We start from the raw sequence: 18,125 nt of genomic DNA on the forward strand, positions 1-18,125 counted from the left end.
TTTGCCCGCCAAGACCTTCAGTGGATAGGGTGTTATGTCCGGAAAAGCGCAACAGCAGTCTCGTATCAAAGAGTTGATCCTATTGGGTCGTGAGCAGGGCTACCTGACTTACGCGGAGGTCAACGACCACCTGCCGGAGGATATTTCAGATCCGGAACAGGTGGAAGACATCATCCGCATGATCAACGACATGGGGATCAACGTATTCGAGGTTGCTCCAGATAAGGATGCCCTTATGCTGGCCGACGCCGATACCGACGAGGCGGCCGCTGAAGAAGCGGCCGCAGCGTTGGCAGCGGTCGAGACCGACATTGGTCGCACCACCGACCCCGTGCGCATGTACATGCGTGAAATGGGTACGGTAGAGCTCCTCACACGTGAAGGCGAAATCGAAATCGCCAAGCGTATTGAAGAAGGCATCCGTGAAGTGATGGGCGCAATCGCGCACTTCCCTGGCACGGTTGACCATATTCTCTCCGAGTACACCCGCGTCACCACCGAAGGTGGCCGCCTGTCCGACGTCTTGAGCGGCTATATCGATCCGGACGACGGCATTGCGCCGCCTGCCGCCGAAGTGCCGCCACCGATCGACGCGAAAGCCGTCAAGGCCGACGACGACACCGATGACGACGAGGCCGAAGCGAGCGACGACGAGGAAGAAGCCGAAAGCGGTCCGGATCCGGTCATCGCAGCACAGCGTTTCGGCGCTGTGGCCGACCAGATGGAAATCACCCGCAAGGCGCTGAAAAAGCACGGCCGCAACAACAAGCAGGCGATTGCCGAGCTGTTGGCACTGGCCGAGCTGTTCATGCCGATCAAGCTGGTACCGAAGCAATTCGAAGGCCTGGTCGAGCGTGTTCGCAGTGCCCTGGATCGCTTGCGCCAGCAAGAGCGCGCGATCATGCAGCTTTGCGTGCGTGACGCCCGCATGCCGCGTGCCGATTTCCTGCGCCAGTTCCCTGGCAACGAAGTCGACGAAAGCTGGACCGATGCACTGGCCAAGGGCAAGAGCAAATACGCCGAAGCCATTGCCCGCCTGCAACCGGACATCGTTCGTTGCCAGCAGAAGCTCAGTGCGCTGGAGGCCGAGACTGGCCTGAGCATCGCCGAGATCAAGGACATCAACCGTCGCATGTCGATCGGCGAGGCCAAGGCCCGTCGCGCGAAAAAAGAGATGGTCGAAGCGAACTTGCGTCTGGTGATCTCCATCGCCAAGAAGTACACCAACCGCGGCCTGCAATTCCTCGACCTGATCCAGGAAGGCAACATTGGCCTGATGAAGGCGGTGGACAAGTTCGAATACCGTCGCGGCTACAAGTTCTCGACCTATGCCACCTGGTGGATCCGTCAGGCGATCACTCGCTCGATCGCCGACCAGGCCCGCACCATCCGCATCCCGGTGCACATGATCGAGACGATCAACAAGCTCAACCGTATTTCCCGGCAGATGCTGCAGGAAATGGGTCGCGAACCGACGCCGGAAGAGCTGGGCGAACGCATGGAAATGCCTGAGGACAAGATCCGCAAGGTATTGAAGATCGCGAAAGAGCCGATCTCCATGGAAACCCCGATCGGTGATGACGAAGACTCCCATCTGGGTGACTTCATCGAAGACTCCACCATGCAGTCTCCGATCGATGTTGCCACTGTCGAGAGTCTCAAGGAAGCGACTCGCGAAGTACTCTCCGGCCTCACTGCCCGTGAAGCCAAGGTACTGCGCATGCGCTTCGGCATCGACATGAATACCGACCACACCCTTGAGGAAGTCGGTAAGCAGTTCGATGTAACCCGTGAGCGGATTCGTCAGATCGAAGCCAAGGCGTTGCGCAAACTGCGCCACCCGACGCGAAGCGAGCATCTGCGCTCCTTCCTCGACGAGTGACCTTCAAAACCCCCGGCCCTGCCGGGGGTTTTGTTATGCACAGATAAAATCCCCTTCGTTACGCTCCTCAGCACCCTGTTGCCCGTCTACACTCGAATCATCCTCCCCAAGCCATGTCGAGACAGTGATGCCCAGACTGACGGCCGCGCTTTTGCTGTCATTGATGACCTGGACCGCAACAGCTGGCGCGTTGACGCTCACCGACGAGGAGCTCCGCTGGCTCAAGGACCACCCAGACCTGCGCCTGGGTGTCGATGCCTCATGGCCGCCGTTTGAGTTTCGTGACGACCAGGGCCGCTATCAGGGCCTGGCTGCCGACTACGTCGAGATCATTCGTGAACGGCTGGCCATCAAGCTCACCCCCATCGAGCCAGCCAGCTGGACCGCCGTGCTGGAGCAGGTCGTACAGGGAAAGATAGACCTTTTGCCGGGCATCATGTCCACGCCGGAACGCCAGAATTACCTGGCGTTTACCCGGCCTTACCTGGATTTCCCCATTGTCATCCTGGCCCATCGCGGTGGCGCCCAGCCGCACAACCTCAAGGAGCTGTACGGGCTGAAAATCGCCGTGGTGGAGAACTATGCCCCCCATGAATTGCTGCGCAACCACCATCCCGACCTGAACCTCGTGGCGCTGCCCAACGTCAGTTCAGCCCTGCAAGCCCTGGCAACCGACGAGGTGGACGCGGTAGTGGGAGATCTGGCCTCCAGTGTCTGGAGCCTGCGTCAACTCAAGCTCGAAGGCCTTTATGTCAGCGGGGAAACACCGTATCGCTATCAGTTGGCAATGGCCGTCCCTCGAGACAACAAGATATTGGTGGGCATCCTGGACAAGGTCATGGCGGACATGAGCCCGGCCGAAGTTGCCGAGATCCAGCAGAAATGGGTTGGCAATGTACATGACTACCGCCAGCTCTGGTCAGACTTGCTGCTTTACGGCCTGCCTGCGTTGCTGCTCCTGGTCGGCATACTGGCGGTGGTGATTCGCATCAACCGCCGACTGAGCTCGGAAATCGCCCGGCGGGTCGAGCTGGAACAGGAACTGCGCAGCAGCGAATACCATTACCGTGGGCTGGTAGAGAGCTTGTCAGCCATCGCCTGGGAGGCAAGGGTCAGCGACTTCACTTACAGCTACGTGTCGCCCCACGCCGAAGACTTGCTGGGCTATCCCCTTTCCCATTGGCTGATACCGGGCTTCTGGCGCAACATCATTCATCCCGCCGACCTGATCCGTGCCCAGACCTACTGCGATCATGAAGTGCTGGCGGGTCGCGACCACTGCATCGATTATCGCGTGATCACCGCCGACGGCCGCTGCCTGTGGGTGCGCGATATTGTCAGCCTGATCGAACACGGGCACGAACCGGTTATGCGTGGGCTGATGATCGACATCAGCGAAGCCAAGCGCACCGAGGAAGCACTGCGCCTTTCGGAGCAGAAATTTGCCTCGGTGTTCCGCCAGTGCCCGGACATCCTGGTGATTGCACGGCTGTTGGACGGTTGTCTGCTGGAGGTCAACAAGGCCTTCGAAGAACAGGTCGGCCTGAGTGCCGCCGAGGTGGTGGGACGCAACGCAACCGAACTGAATATCTGGGGCATCCAAGGCGTGGGGCCGGCCCTGTTGCAGCGCTTGCAGGCCGGCAGCATTCGCAACCTGGAAATGCCCTTTCGCCGTAGCAACGGCCAGGTGTTCACCGGACTGATCTCTGCCGAGCCCTTCGATCTCGACACGACGCCAGCCCTGGTCGTGGTGGTGCGGGACATCAGCCAGCTCAAGGAAACCCAGCAGCAATTGCAGACATCCGAAGAGAAGTTTGCCAAGGCGTTCCATGCCTCGCCCGATGGCCTGTTGTTGTCCCGGCAAAGCGACGGCCTGCTGATCGAAGTCAACGAAGGCTTCAGCCGCATTACCGGTTTCAACAGTGCCCTGTCGGTGGACCGCTCTACCCTGGACCTGGGCATCTGGGTCAACCTCAACGAGCGAAAGCAGATGCTGGACCTGCTGAAGCGGGACGGCTTCGTCAGGGACTTCAGTTGCCATATCCGTCGCAACGACGGGCAGATCCGGCTCTGCGAAGTCTCCAGTCGCCCGCTACCCATCGGCAACGAAGACTGCATGCTGACCATCGCCCGGGACATCACCGAACGCCATCTCATGCAGGAGAAACTGCAACAGGCCGCCACCGTATTCGAAAGCACGGCCGAAGGCGTGCTGATCACCGATACGCAACAGCACATCAGCGCGGTGAACCGAGCCTTCACCGAAATCACCGGCTACAGCGAAACCGAAGCCTTGGGCCATACACCTCGGTTGTTGGCTTCCGGCCTGCACGACAGCGCGTTTTACGCCGCGATGTGGCACCAGTTGACGGCCGAAGGGCACTGGCAAGGAGAGATCTCCAACCGGCGCAAGAACGGCGAGTTGTACCCCAGTTGGCTGACCATCAGCGCAGTGCGCAATCGGGACCTACAGATCACCCATTTCGTCGCGGTCTTCGCCGATATCTCCAGCCTCAAACACGCCCAGGCCCGGCTCGACTACCAGGCCCACCACGACCCGCTGACGGGCCTGCCAAATCGCACGCTGTTCGAAAGCCGCTTGCTGGCGGCTCTCAATGGCCAGCAGGAAAACGGTGGTCAGGGCGCCGTGCTGTTCCTGGACCTGGACCGCTTCAAGCACATCAATGACAGCCTCGGGCACCCGGTCGGCGACCTGTTGCTCAAGGGCATTGCCGTACGCTTGCGCGAGCAGTTGCGCGACATCGACACCGTGGCGCGCCTGGGCGGCGACGAGTTCATTATCCTGCTGCCGGGCCTGCAACAGCCCAGCGACGCCGAGCACATCGCCCAAAAACTGTTGAACTGCTTTGGCGCGCCGTTCCAGGCCGGCGAGCACGAGTTCTTCATCAGTGCCAGCATCGGCACCAGTCTCTACCCGCAGGACGGCTGTGACGTCGCCACGCTGGTGAAGAATGCCGACGCGGCGATGTACCGCTCCAAGGCCAAGGGACGCAACCGGGTGGAAAGCTACACCCGCGACCTCACCGCCCAGGCCAGCGAGCGAGTGGCCTTGGAGCACGAGCTACGGCGGGCGATTGAACGCAACGAGTTGTCATTGTCCTTCCAACCCAAAATCAGCCTCATCGACAACCAACTGGTGGGTGCCGAAGCATTGATCCGCTGGACGCACCCCACGTTCGGCGACGTGCCGCCGGAACACTTCATCCCTCTGGCGGAAGAAAACGGCATGATCCTGCAAATCGGCGACTGGGTGCTGGAGCGCGCCTGCCGGCAGTTGTGCGAATGGAATGACGCCTACGACAGCCTCGGCCCCCTTTCGGTCAATCTGGCCGGGGCCCAACTGCGCCAACCCAATCTACTGGGGCGCATCGAACAACTGCTGCGCGAGAACCAGCTCGAACCCGGCTTATTGCAACTGGAAATTACCGAAAACTTCATCATGAGCCAGGCCGAAGAGGCCCTGACGGTGCTGCACCAGCTGAAAAAACTCGGCGTGCAATTGGCCATCGACGACTTCGGCACGGGCTATTCCTCTCTGAGTTACCTCAAGCGCCTGCCGCTGGACATCCTCAAGATCGACCAATCCTTCGTCCGCGGCTTGCCCGACGATCCCCACGACGCGGCCATCGTGCGGGCAATCATCGCCCTGGGCCGCAGCATGCAATTCACCATCATCGCCGAGGGCGTCGAAACCCTGGCCCAGCAGCAATTCCTGACCGAAGAAGGTTGCGAACAGATCCAGGGCTACATCGTCAGCCTGCCTCTGTGCGCCGATGAGTTTGCCGCAACGTTTCTTCGCATGACCGTTTCGGATTTTTCGGATAGCACAGCCGAGAAACCGTCGTTATAATCCGCGGCCTACTGAGGGCCTATAGCTCAGTTGGTTAGAGCAGAGGACTCATAATCCTTTGGTCCACGGTTCAAGTCCGTGTGGGCCCACCAATTCGAAAGCCGCGCATTGCGCGGCTTTGTCGTTTTTGAGACTGTGGACTTTGCGCACCAGGCGAAGGTTTTCATAAACGGCTCTGCAAACAGGTAGTCCCCGACGAGCCTCCCACTGTCGCCTTCAGGCGTTGCAACCCGCAGCACAAACACTGCGCATCCCAAGTCCCTTGAAGGCAGCGACCCGATTGAACATCGACACACGCATCAAATTCCGTCATCTGGTGTGTTTTCTCGAAGTGGCGCGCCAGGGAAGCCTGGCCCGTGCGGCAGACAAACTGGCAATCAGCCAACCGGCGCTTTCCAAGACGTTGAAGGAGTTGGAAACGTTGCTGGCCGCCGTGCTGTTCGAACGAAGCAAGAAGGGGGCGACGCTGACGGAAGCCGGCGCAGCTTTTCTGCGATATGCGGGGCCGAGCGTGCAAGCGCTGCGCGAGGGGGTCAACAGCCTGCGCGCTGGTGTCCACGAGCCCGTTGCCATTAGCGTTGGCGTGCTGTCCACGGTTGAAAGCCTGTTGGTCCCTGAGGTTGTCTGTCGACTGCATGCTCGACATCCGGCCCTGGTAATCAGTGTGGTGACCGGCCCCAGTGCCCATTTGCTATCGCAACTTCGCGTCGGTGAATTGGACCTGGTGGTTGGCAGAATGACCGATAGCCCATTGATTCATGGGCTGGCGTTCGAACACCTCTACAGCGAGTCCATGACCCTGGTGGTGTGCAACGACCATCCTGTGCTCGCGAATCCACAGGGGCACAGGAATCTCGAAGACTATCCCTGGGTGCTTCCATTGGCGGGGACGACCATCCGTAAATTCGCCGACGCCCTGTTTGTTCAGCACGGCATTACCCCATCACGCCAACGCCTTGAAACCCTATCGGTCGCGTTGAGTCGACGCTACGTACAATGCAGCCAGGCCATCTGGGTTGCGCCTTTCGACGCGGTCCGGCAGGACTTGAAACAAGGCGCTTTGGTGGAGCTGGAATTAGGGGCACGGGAACCAGGCGGTTCCGTGGGGCTGTGCACCAATCCCGCGTTGCCGGTGACACCCCAGGCACAGTGGTGCATGGAGGTTCTTCGCGAAGTCGGGCAGGAATACCTCGAAGGAAAATATCCATAACCATTTGGATATGGATCAAGTCGGTTTTTTCAATTTTTGGTTGGGCCGCGCAAGAGGAAACTGGGCTACCAGTCGCTGCCAACGCAGCGCTTGCCTTTGCCAAACCATAACAATAGGAAAAATCGACATGTCTGATGCGCATGACAGCCGCTTCGTCATTCGTAACCGTAATTGGCACCCCAAAGCCCTGACACCTGACTACAAGACTTCGATCCTGCGTTCACCGCTCCAGGCCCTGGTGAGTATTCCCCAGTCGCTGTCGGAAACCAGCGGGCCGGATTTTTCCCATCTGAAAATGGGCCAGCACGATAACGATCTGCTGCTCAATTTCAATCACCGCGGCTTGCCCATCGGCGAACGCATCATCGTCGCGGGCCGGGTCTGTGACCAATTCGGCAAACCGGTTCCCCATACCTTGGTGGAAATGTGGCAAGCCAATGCGGGCGGTCGTTACCGGCATAAGAAAGACAGCTATCTGGCGCCGCTTGATCCAAATTTCGGCGGGGTCGGCCGCGCGCTGACTGACCGTGACGGCAACTACAGCTTCCGCACGGTCAAACCGGGGCCCTACCCATGGCGCAACGGACCCAATGACTGGCGGCCGGCCCACATCCATGTCTCCATCAGTGGCCCGTCCATTTCCACGCGCTTGATAACTCAACTGTATTTCGAAGGCGATCCGCTCATTCCCATGTGTCCGATCATAAAGACGATCGCGAATCAGGAAGCGGTGCAGAGCCTGATCGCCAAGCTTGATATGAGCATGGCCAATCCTATGAATTGCCTGGCTTATCGCTTTGATATTGTTCTGCGCGGACAGCGCAAGACCCACTTCGAAAACCGCTGAGGAGGCATGCGCATGTCCGTTCAACTTCTGCCTGAAACCCCTTCGCAAACTGCCGGCCCTTATGTGCATATCGGCTTGGCGCTGGAGGCGGCTGGTAATCCGCCGCGAGAACAGGAAATCTGGAATGAAATGGCCAAGCCTGGCGCGCCAGGTGAGCACATCGTACTGATTGGCCACGTTCATGACGGCAACGGCCATTTGATTCGTGACGCGTTTCTGGAGTTCTGGCAGGCGAATCCGCAAGGCGTCTACGACAGCGCATACGATCTGGAAAAACCCTTCAACTGTTTTGGCCGTACTGCCACCGCCGAAGACGGAACGTGGATCATCAAGACCGTAAAACCCGGCACAGTGAAGAACGCCGCAGGTTTTCCCATGGCCCCGCATATCAACGTTTCCCTGTTTGCTCGCGGGATCAACATTCACTTGCAGACCCGCCTGTATTTCGACGATGAATCCGAGGCGAACGCCGTGGACCCCATCCTGGGTCTGATCGAGCAGTCGCCGCGTCGCGAATCCCTGATTGCCAAGCGCTCCACGCTCGATGGCAAGTTGGTTTATCGATTCGACATTCATGTGCAGGGTGAATCAGAAACGGTGTTCTTCGATTTTTAATCGCCACTTGTACAGTGCCGGGACGTGAGCACTCGGGTTGTTTAGATGCCGCCCGCCCCTAAAACCAGACCCATCAGGGTCTGGTTTTTTGTCGAATCCAGCTTTGAAGGCTGACGGTTTTTTGATCGCCATAACAACTCTGGCAGCCAACCGCTCCCCGCCCTTGCCCCTGTACTCACCTGTAGTAATACTCTGTGACGTTCACCCTCCCCACGCCTAAGCCCTTGCAGCTTCCTCACTGAGACGCCCATCATCGCCAGCCCCAGCCTCTCTCGACTGTTTCTTGAACTGTTCTGGCAACTCGGCATCCTGCTGGCGCCAGCCTTTTTCGTCACCTTGCTGCCGCCCCCATTGGCTTTGCTGGCGGTGGTATGCCTCGGGCTGCTGATGGGGCTTGCCGCCCGCCTGGGCTTTTTGGCAATGGGCCGAGGCATCGCCCGGCTGACGGTCGGCGCTGTGTTTGGCCTGGGTTTCAGCCTGGGCCGGGCGTTGCCTGAGTGGTGGGGCATCTTGGTAGCGATCGTCGGCATCATGGTCGGGCTCGCCTGCGTCAGCAGCTGGGAGAGGCGCCTTGGGTTGACACCCATTTCCAGCAAAGGGCCGAGTGCCTGGGGCGGAAACGAACCGCTGCTGACCCCTGAAGGCGAGCCGATCCGAGCGTTCAACCACGGCGAAATCGCCATGGGCGGCCCGACTTATTGCGACTATCTGTTCCCCGACGGCGTGCTCCTGCAAGGCCTGGGCTCTTCGGCCGTGTTCTCCAGCGACGGGCGCTATTTCGCGGCACCGGTACCGTCCCGGCAGGCATGGGGATTGGTGGTGCTCGACCGTCAGCAACGCCAGTTGTACCGCTGCGCCGACAGCGAACTCTGGGAGTTGGACGCTTTTGACCTCGACCTGTTAAGCGGACGCCATAGCCCACTGGTGGATAACAGCGTTCGCGAAACCCGGCTCGATGAGCTGTTGCAAACGGCCAGCGTCACCCCCCTGGTGCCTGTCGGCGATCTGTGGCTGGAGTCCGATTGTCACCCTGAGCAAACCTTCGAACGACGCTCCGTTGATGGCCGGCAATGCCTACAGGGCAATATTTTTTTGCCCTCGACCTTTGGTGACCTGGCCCAGCCACTGGATCCCCTGCTTTCGCCACGCTATACCGTCAGCGTCAACGGACAAACCTCCAACCTGCTGATGGCGGCAGACGCACCGTTGGTGTGGAGCAGCGATCAACGCGCCCTGGTGTGCCTGGCCCAGGCGCGTGATCCTCAAGCAGATGGCGACCAGTATTGGTTGTGGCAGTTGGACAAAGGCTGGCGCGCCTTGCCGTTGCCGTGGGTGAAGAGTGCTACTGAACCGTCCTTCTACTGGCATGAGTTGCTGAGCCTCGATGCGCTCCATGTGCATATCGGTGCGTACCTCGACTATCCAAGACCGGGTTCCGGCCGGTATGGCTACCGTCTGGACAGCATTCATAGCGACACCGAAACCCAGGCCGGTCATGACGCCCAGGGTCGGGTAAACGTCGCTGAATTCACACTGACCCGCACGGCCATTGTGATGCCGTTGGACAGCCGGGGCCTGCGCGGTGACTCGTACATCGAGACGCAACCGATGCTGGGTGGCGCATGCGCTCAGCTCATCTGGCTTTGCGACAATCGCGAGGGGCTTGGCGGTTATCGCAGCCAGATCGGTGATTGGCACTTGCCAGGCAGGTGGCTGCTGGATCATCGCGTCTCTGACTGCGGGCGTTACCTGGCACTGCTGCCCTTTGCAGACTCAACGACAGTGGCCACCCATGCGGTCATTGCAGACGTGCAGGATCGACGCCTGCTGGAAGGGCCCGCCATGTGGGTGGAACGAATACTCGATTTTCGGGATGGCCAGTTGAGTCTGGCAGTGGTGGCCGGTCGTCTTGACCACGACCTGGACAGCAGCGCGCTGCAACGCTTCAACATCCCGGCGCCGCCGATCGGCAGCGACCCTTCGTTCTTTCATCCCAACGAGCAATCCCGGCTGTTCTACAACACTGTGGACCTGCAGGTGACCGACTCACAACTGCACCGCGTTGCTCCCTGGCGCCTGGTGGATTGTCCACAAGTGGCCAACGCCGACGGTGACTTCATCCAGCCCGCCCCCGACCATCAGGACGCCGCCTGGCTGTTCGGCAGCGAAACGGAATATGCCGACAGTTGGGTCCGTGAGCAGACGCCCCGGCTCGGAGGCCATTTGCTGACAGCCTCAGGCTGCGCGTTGGTCGACCTGGCACCGTCGATGATCTGGTCGACGGATAGCCGTTACCTGGCCCTGACCTGTATGGCGACCGATGTGACAGAACAGTGTGGAAGTTATCGAGGCTGGCAATTACTGCTCCTGGATGTCCAGGAACACACGTTGCGGGTGCATCCGCAGTGGCTGGGCAACCGGCCGCTGTTTGAAAGCTTCGACGCCGGGCAGCTGCATGTACGGTGTTTCGAGCGCGATTGGGAAGCGCAAGATGATGACGACTCAGGCTCGGTGCAGTCGTTCTCACTGCATCTCTTGTTGCAGTTGCCCACCGAACAGCTGGTTTGCCAGGACGGTTTCTGGTTCAGGACTTCACAGGTACACCTGGCCTCCGCCTGGCGCGCACTGGCTTTGCCTGCCATTGGCTATTTCGCACGTGAGAGCCTGTAACATGCTCGCCATCGAATGCCTGCGCCGGAGCCCACTTTGACTGACACCCGCCCTCCCGTCCTCGACGAAATCGACCGGCAGCTGATCGCGGCGCTGCAAATCAACGCCCGGGAAAGCGTCGCCATGCTCGCCCGGCAATTGGGTATCGCCCGCACGACCGTGACCTCGCGGCTGGCACGCCTGGAAAAGACCAAGGTGATTACCGGGTATGGCGTGCGCCTGGGGCAACGAGTGATTGACGGCGGCTTGCAGGCTTACGTCGGCATCAAGGTCCAGCCGCGTTCCGGCAAGGACGTGCTGCGGCGCTTGAGCGCCATGGCCCAGGTACAGCAGCTGTGCGCGGTCAGCGGTGAGTTCGACTATGTCGCCTGGTTGCGCACGGACTCGCCGGAACAGCTGGACCAGTTGCTGGACCAGATCGGCAGCGTGGACGGCGTGGAGAAGACCACCACCTCGATCATCCTCAGCAGCAAGATCGATCGAGGCCAGCCAGTCTAAGCCCTGCGTCACTTAACCTGTGGGAGCGAGCTTGCTCGCGATGATGGTCTGTCAGCCCATGAAAGTGCTGACTGAACCGACGCTATCGCGAGCAAGCTCGCTCCCACAGGGGACCGGTTTCGTCATTATGATTTACGAATAGGTCAAAATGACTGACCCACGCTCAAAACGACGACATATTGTGTCTTATTAACGTGTTCCACCCTCCCTAGAATGGCTGGCATCTTTCCTATACTCAGACGCGAACACCGCGTCGAGTCGTCCATCAAGGTCAGCCATGAACAAGAACAATCGCCACCCAGCAGACGGTAAGAAGCCCATCACCATTTTCGGGCCGGACTTTCCTTTCGCCTTTGACGACTGGATCGAGCATCCGGCTGGCCTGGGCAGCATTCCCGCCCACAACCACGGTACCGAAGTGGCGATCGTCGGGGCCGGGATCGCCGGTCTGGTGGCGGCGTACGAGCTGATGAAGCTGGGTCTCAAGCCCGTGGTCTACGAGGCGTCGAAGATGGGTGGGCGCCTGCGCTCACAAGCATTCAATGGCGCCGAGGGGGTGATCGCCGAGCTGGGCGGCATGCGTTTTCCGGTGTCCTCCACCGCGTTCTACCATTACGTCGACAAGCTGGGCCTGGAGACCAAACCGTTCCCCAACCCGCTGACCCCGGCGTCCGGCAGCACGGTCATCGACCTGGAAGGCCAGACCTACTACGCGCAGAAACTGGCGGACCTTCCCGCACTGTTCCAGGAAGTTGCCGACGCCTGGGCTGATGCGCTGGAGGATGGCTCGCGTTTCGGCGACATCCAGCAGGCGATCCGCGACCGCGACGTGCCACGCCTCAAGGAGCTGTGGAACACCCTGGTGCCACTGTGGGACGACCGCACCTTCTACGACTTCGTCGCCACCTCCAAGGCCTTTGCCAAGCTCTCTTTCCAGCACCGCGAAGTGTTCGGCCAGGTCGGTTTCGGCACCGGCGGCTGGGATTCGGACTTCCCCAATTCGATGCTGGAAATCTTCCGTGTCGTGATGACCAACTGCGACGACCACCAGCATTTGGTGGTCGGCGGCGTCGAGCAGGTGCCCCACGGCATCTGGAACCACGTGCCGGAACGCTGCGTGCACTGGCCGCAAGGGACCAGCCTGAATTCGTTGCACCTGGGCGCCCCACGCAGCGGCGTGAAGCGCATCGCCCGTGCGGCTGATGGCCGATTCAGCGTGACCGACGTCTGGGACAACACCCGCGAGTACGCCGCGGTGCTGGTCACCTGCCAGAGCTGGCTGCTGACCACCCAGATCGAATGTGAAGAAGCGCTGTTCTCGCAAAAAATGTGGATGGCCCTGGACCGCACCCGCTACATGCAATCGTCGAAGACCTTCGTGATGGTCGACCGGCCATTCTGGAAGGACAAGGACCCGGAGACCGGCCGCGACCTGATGAGCATGACCCTGACCGACCGTCTTACCCGTGGCACCTATCTGTTCGACAACGGGGACGACAAGCCAGGGGTGATTTGCCTCTCGTATTCCTGGATGAGCGACGCGCTGAAAATGCTGCCGCACCCGGTGGAAAAACGCGTGAAGCTGGCCCTCGATGCCCTGAAGAAAATCTATCCCAAGGTGGACATCGCCGCCCGGATCATCGGCGATCCGATCACCGTGTCCTGGGAAGCCGACCCGCATTTCCTCGGCGCATTCAAGGGCGCCCTGCCCGGCCACTATCGTTACAACCAGCGCATGTATGCGCATTTCATGCAGGACGACATGCCGGCCGAACAACGCGGGATCTTTATCGCTGGTGATGACGTCTCATGGACACCGGCCTGGGTCGAAGGCGCGGTACAGACCTCACTCAATGCCGTGTGGGGGATCATGAAACACTTCGGCGGTGAAACTCACGCCGAGAACCCGGGTCCAGGTGATGTGTTCCACGAGATCGGTCCGATCGCCCTGCCCGAATAAAAGGAGTTTTCGATGCGTGTAGCCCTCTACCAATGCCCACCGCTGCCACTGGATCCGGCCGGCAACCTGCAACGCCTGCACCAGGTGGCGCTGGAAGCCAGGGGCGCCGATGTGCTGGTGCTGCCGGAGATGTTCATGACCGGCTACAACATCGGCGTCGACGCGGTGAATGTATTGGCCGAGGTCTACAACGGCGAATGGGCGCAACAGATCGCCCGCATTGCCAAGGCCGCCGGCCTGGCGATTGTCTACGGCTACCCTGAACGCGGCGAAGACGGGCAGATCTACAACGCCGTGCAGCTGATCGACGCCCAGGGCGAGCGCCTGGCCAACTACCGCAAGAGCCACCTGTTCGGTGACCTCGATCACGCCATGTTCAGCGCCGGCGACGCCGCATTGCCCATCGTGGAGCTCAACGGCTGGAAGCTCGGCCTCCTGATCTGCTACGACCTGGAATTTCCGGAAAATGCCCGCCGCTTGGCCCTGGCCGGTACCGAGCTGATCCTGGTGCCGACCGCCAACATGCAACCCTACGAGTTCATCGCCGACGTCACCGTGCGAGCCCGGGCCATCGAGAACCAGTGTTTCGTGGCGTACGCCAACTACTGCGGCCACGAAGGTGAATTGCAGTACTGCGGCCAAAGCAGTATCGCCGCACCGAATGGCAGCCGCCCGGCCCTTGCGGGGCTGGATGAGGCCTTGATCGTCGGAGAACTGGATCGACAACTGATGGAAGACTCCCGCGCGGCCTACAACTACCTGCACGATCGCCGCCCAGAGCTTTACAACGATCTGCACAAACACTGATTGAGGATTGAGAACGCGGCCTAATCCGCTAGCATGAGCGCATCTTTGTTCTGGAAGCGCTCATGCCGGCCCCCGACTCCCTCCGCCCCCACACTGAAACCCTGGCCAACGGCTTGCAGGTGACATTGCGTCACGTCCCAGGCCTCAAGCGCAGCGCTGCAGTACTGCGAGTCGCGGCTGGCAGCCATGACGCGCCCCTGGCCTGGCCGGGATTGGCGCACTTGCTCGAACATCTGTTCTTTCTCGGCACCGAGCGCTTTCCCGCTGGGGAGAACCTGATGGCCTACGTGCAGCGGCACGGCGGCCAGGTCAATGCACGTACCAGCGAACGCACCACGGATTTTTTCTTCGAATTGCCACCCGCAACCTTCGCCGACGGACTGGAACGACTGGGGGACATGCTCGCTCACCCACGCCTGGATGAGGCCGATCAGTTGCGCGAACGGGAAGTGCTGCACGCCGAGTTCATCGCCTGGTCCCAGGATGCTGCAGCCCAGCGACAGCTTGCCTTGCATGACGGCCTGTCGGCGTCCCATCCGCTGCGGGGTTTTCATGCCGGCAATCGCGACAGCCTGGCAGTGACCCAAACCGAATTCCAAAGCGCATTGCACGACTTCTATCGCCGCTTCTACCAGAGCGGCCAGATGACCCTGAGCCTGGCCGGCCCGCAAAGCATCGACGCCTTGAAAGCGCTGGCTGAACAGTTCGACAACCACATACCTGCCGGCGAAGCGCTTGCCAGGCCGGCACCGCCAAAGCTGATGGCATCGTCCCAGACGAGTTATCAACAGGCCCGCGAGGGTTGCCTTGATCTGCTGTTCGCCTTCGAAGACCTGCCTGCCGCCTCGCCTCAAGCCCTGGATTTTCTGTGTACGTGGCTGAACTCCAGCAAACCGGGCGGCTTGCTCGCCACATTGCGTCAGCGCGGCCTGGCTGACAGCCTCAAGGCCACCGCGCTGTATGAGTTTGCCGGGCAGGCGCTGCTGCACATCGAATTCAAGCACGCCAACGCCCAGACAGCGACGCAGATCCAGCCGTTGCTGCACGACTGGCTGGGGTTCTTTGCCGCCCAGGACGACTGGGCGCCGTTGCGCCAGGAGTTCACCGCACTGTTGCTGCGCCGGCAGGAGACAGGATCGGCCTTGCAGTTGGCCCGCTGGGATTGTGAAGGACGTGACGAGCCGCTGTTGGCAAACGACCTCGTGAGGCTCAGGGAAATCCTCAAGCAACTGCACCCTGCCGATAACGTCGCGGGACAATGGCAACTGCCCGCGCCCAATCCGTTCCTGCAAACGCCAAGCGAAGCGCCCCGCGCCGGGCTGATACGCGGCCAGACCAGCGCCCATCGCGGCTTGCGAACCTTCGCCCAGGATCGCTCCCGGGGTCGCCGGGAACGCTCGCCCATGCAGTTCAGCCAGGCGCTGCCAGACAACGGTCGTGAAGGCGCGGTGTACCTGCGTTGGCAACTGACAACCCAGGCACCGCTCGACTTTCAATCCAGGCTCGACCGACACCTGCAGGATGTGCGAGAGGATGCTCGCCAGGCCGGCGTGGACGTCAGCTTCGAGCCCTCCGGTCATCAATGGCTACTGAAACTGGTTGGTTTACAGGCGCCGATACCGTTGGTGCTCGAACACGTTCTGACGAAGCTTGCGCAACCACTGCCAATGGCCCTGGCCAGCCACGAAACCCCGCCGATGCCGATTCGGCATCTGTTGAAGGCGCTGCCAGATCACTGCCGTCACAACCGGCAAGCGTCGGCGTTACCAGTGCCCGACAGCGACCAAAGTGTGTGGATAACGGCCCGATGGGACGGGTTGTCCATCGGCCTGTCGGCGGCCACCCAAGGGGCGTTGGGCCCAGCGTTGGCCCGGGTGCCGGGCACCGCCAGCGATGAAGCCGACCTGGCGCCGGCGCCTCGCGGGCAACGCCTCTGGCATGAGCTCCAGACTCACGGCGAAGAACCGGCCGTGCTGTTGTTTTGCCCGACAGCCACCCCGACGCTGGCCGACGAAGCCACCTGGCGGCTGCTGGCACAGCTGTGTCAGACGCCGTTCTACCAGCGCCTGCGCGTGGAGTTGCAGTTGGGTTATGCGGTGTTCAGTGGGTTGAAGCAGATCGACGGGCAAACCGGGGTGTTGTTCGGCGTCCAATCACCCAGCCTGTCTGCGACGCAACTGAGCGTCCACATCGAACAGTTCCTGCTCGGGTTACCAGCATTGCTCCAGCAGCTCGATGATGTCTCCCTGACCGGCCAGCAGCAGGCGCTTGCCGCCCAACTCCAGAGCACCGCCCTGCCCTGCGCCCAGGCCGCCGAACTGCTCTGGCAGGGCAAGCTGGCCGACCGCCCGTCGGATTATCTTGAGCAACTGTCCGCTGCCATCGTGTGCCTGGATCGCACCCAGCTACAAATGGCCGCCCAACGCCTGATCGAGGCTGAAGGGGGATGGTATTGCCTGAGCAACGGAGCCTGCCCGGGAGAGCGCTGGCAAGCGGCGCAATGATCATTGCAGGGGCCGTAATGAGCTTTCTTCGAGAATCGCGGCGAACGAAGATGTCAGATTTAGTAACATAGGCGCCTAAGCATCTGAACATCTCCGAACGGAGGTGGACTATATGTATAGGTCTCAACCGTTCTATCTAACGAAAGCATCCCAACCAAAGGAGTATTCCCATGTCCTGGTCCAAACCCGCATATATCGACCTGCGTATCGGTTTCGAAGTCACCATGTACTTCGCCAGCCGTTGAATGCTGCAGGCGGTTAAGCACGCAGCACTACGCCTCGGCCAGCCGAGGCGTTTTTATTTCGGTTTGCAGATGGAGCAGCCATGTTCGTCCAGATTCTAGGTTCTGCCGCCGGTGGCGGTTTCCCCCAGTGGAACTGCAACTGCGCCAATTGCGCAGGTTTTCGCGACGGCAGCCTGCGGGCCCAGGCGCGCACCCAATCGTCCATCGCCCTGTCCGATGACGGTGTGAACTGGGTGCTGTGCAACGCCTCCCCGGACATTCGCGCCCAGCTCCAGGCCTTCGCCCCGATGCAGCCGGGCCGGGCCCTGCGCGACACGGGCATTGGCGCGATCATCCTGATGGACAGCCAGATCGACCACACCACCGGCCTGCTCAGCCTGCGTGAAGGTTGCCCACATCAAGTCTGGTGCACCGACATGGTCCATGAAGACCTGAGCACGGGCTTTCCGCTGTTCAACATGCTGACCCACTGGAACGGCGGGTTGAGCTGGAATCGCATCGAACTCGACCAGAGCTTCACCATCGCCGCCTGCCCGAACCTGCGCTTCACCCCGCTGCCCCTGCGCAGCGCCGCACCGCCCTATTCACCGCATCGCTTCGACCCGCATCCGGGCGACAACATCGGGCTGATCGTCGAAGACCTGCGCACGGGCGGCAAGCTGTTCTATGCCCCGGGCCTGGGCAAGGTCGACGAGTCGTTGTTGGAGATCATGGCCGGCAGCGATTGCCTGTTGGTGGACGGTACGATGTGGGACGACGATGAAATGCAGCGCCGTGGCGTCGGCACCCGCACTGGCCGGGAAATGGGCCACCTGGCCCAGAATGGCCCCGGCGGTATGCTGGAAGTACTGGAACAAGTGCCTGGGCCGCGCAAGGTCCTTATCCATATCAACAACACCAACCCGATCCTGGACGAAGATTCGCCCGAGCGGGCAGAGCTTGTACGTCGAAAGATTGAAGTGTCTTACGACGGAATGAGTATTGAGTTGTAAGGAGGGCGGAACGATTGTGGGAGC

12 protein-coding genes and 1 tRNA gene are annotated in these 18,125 nt (G+C 60.7%); all 13 read left to right on the forward strand.

Annotation, left to right across the window (positions count from 1 at the left end):
- The first annotated feature begins 34 nt into the window (after nt 1-34).
- The 13 genes from rpoD (at nt 35) to pqqB (ending at nt 18,101) form a co-directional block, all read left to right on the forward strand.
- Nucleotides 35-1,882, forward strand: coding sequence for an RNA polymerase sigma factor RpoD (rpoD, locus tag KGA89_RS09800; RefSeq protein ID WP_003206198.1), 1,848 nt, complete (start codon nt 35-37; stop codon nt 1,880-1,882).
- A gap of 127 nt (nt 1,883-2,009) precedes the next feature.
- Nucleotides 2,010-5,753: a bifunctional diguanylate cyclase/phosphodiesterase gene (locus KGA89_RS09805; protein WP_223471396.1), complete on the forward strand. Its 3,744-nt coding sequence runs from the start codon at nt 2,010-2,012 to the stop codon at nt 5,751-5,753.
- A gap of 15 nt (nt 5,754-5,768) precedes the next feature.
- Nucleotides 5,769-5,845 (forward strand) — tRNA-Ile (locus tag KGA89_RS09810).
- A 188-nt stretch (nt 5,846-6,033) separates the two neighbouring features.
- Nucleotides 6,034-6,963 carry a pca operon transcription factor PcaQ gene (gene pcaQ / locus KGA89_RS09815; protein ID WP_057449628.1) on the forward strand — a complete coding sequence of 310 codons (930 nt, stop codon included), beginning with the start codon at nt 6,034-6,036 and terminating at the stop codon, nt 6,961-6,963.
- A 127-nt stretch (nt 6,964-7,090) separates the two neighbouring features.
- On the forward strand, nt 7,091-7,810 hold the full coding sequence (pcaH, locus tag KGA89_RS09820; RefSeq protein ID WP_223471448.1) for a protocatechuate 3,4-dioxygenase subunit beta: 720 nt from the start codon (nt 7,091-7,093) through the stop codon (nt 7,808-7,810).
- A gap of 12 nt (nt 7,811-7,822) precedes the next feature.
- On the forward strand, nt 7,823-8,425 hold the full coding sequence (gene pcaG / locus KGA89_RS09825) for a protocatechuate 3,4-dioxygenase subunit alpha (protein WP_223471397.1): 603 nt from the start codon (nt 7,823-7,825) through the stop codon (nt 8,423-8,425).
- Nucleotides 8,426-8,812: 387 nt separating this feature from the next.
- Nucleotides 8,813-11,095: a hypothetical protein gene (locus tag KGA89_RS09830; RefSeq protein ID WP_223471398.1), complete on the forward strand. Its 2,283-nt coding sequence runs from the start codon at nt 8,813-8,815 to the stop codon at nt 11,093-11,095.
- A 36-nt stretch (nt 11,096-11,131) separates the two neighbouring features.
- Complete coding sequence (locus KGA89_RS09835) at nt 11,132-11,593, forward strand: Lrp/AsnC family transcriptional regulator (RefSeq protein WP_018607342.1); 462 nt, start codon at nt 11,132-11,134, stop codon at nt 11,591-11,593.
- 277 nt (nt 11,594-11,870) lie between these two features.
- On the forward strand, nt 11,871-13,553 hold the full coding sequence (locus KGA89_RS09840; protein WP_003206211.1) for a flavin monoamine oxidase family protein: 1,683 nt from the start codon (nt 11,871-11,873) through the stop codon (nt 13,551-13,553).
- A 12-nt stretch (nt 13,554-13,565) separates the two neighbouring features.
- Nucleotides 13,566-14,360: a carbon-nitrogen hydrolase family protein gene (locus tag KGA89_RS09845; RefSeq protein ID WP_223471399.1), complete on the forward strand. Its 795-nt coding sequence runs from the start codon at nt 13,566-13,568 to the stop codon at nt 14,358-14,360.
- A gap of 62 nt (nt 14,361-14,422) precedes the next feature.
- The gene (gene pqqF, locus KGA89_RS09850; RefSeq protein WP_223471401.1) at nt 14,423-16,864 is read left to right on the forward strand and encodes a pyrroloquinoline quinone biosynthesis protein PqqF; all 2,442 of its coding nucleotides are present in this window, start codon (nt 14,423-14,425) and stop codon (nt 16,862-16,864) included.
- Nucleotides 16,865-17,034: 170 nt separating this feature from the next.
- Nucleotides 17,035-17,109 (forward strand): pyrroloquinoline quinone precursor peptide PqqA, encoded by a 75-nt coding sequence (pqqA, locus tag KGA89_RS09855; RefSeq protein ID WP_003177660.1) that lies wholly within the window; start codon nt 17,035-17,037, stop codon nt 17,107-17,109.
- Between the two features lie 80 nt (nt 17,110-17,189).
- Nucleotides 17,190-18,101: a pyrroloquinoline quinone biosynthesis protein PqqB gene (pqqB, locus tag KGA89_RS09860; protein ID WP_003206215.1), complete on the forward strand. Its 912-nt coding sequence runs from the start codon at nt 17,190-17,192 to the stop codon at nt 18,099-18,101.
- The last annotated feature ends 24 nt before the right edge of the window (nt 18,102-18,125 follow it).

The sequence above is a fragment of the Pseudomonas sp. A-RE-22 genome (genome assembly GCF_019956035.1).
Classification (GTDB): Bacteria; Pseudomonadota; Gammaproteobacteria; order Pseudomonadales; family Pseudomonadaceae; genus Aquipseudomonas; species Aquipseudomonas brassicacearum.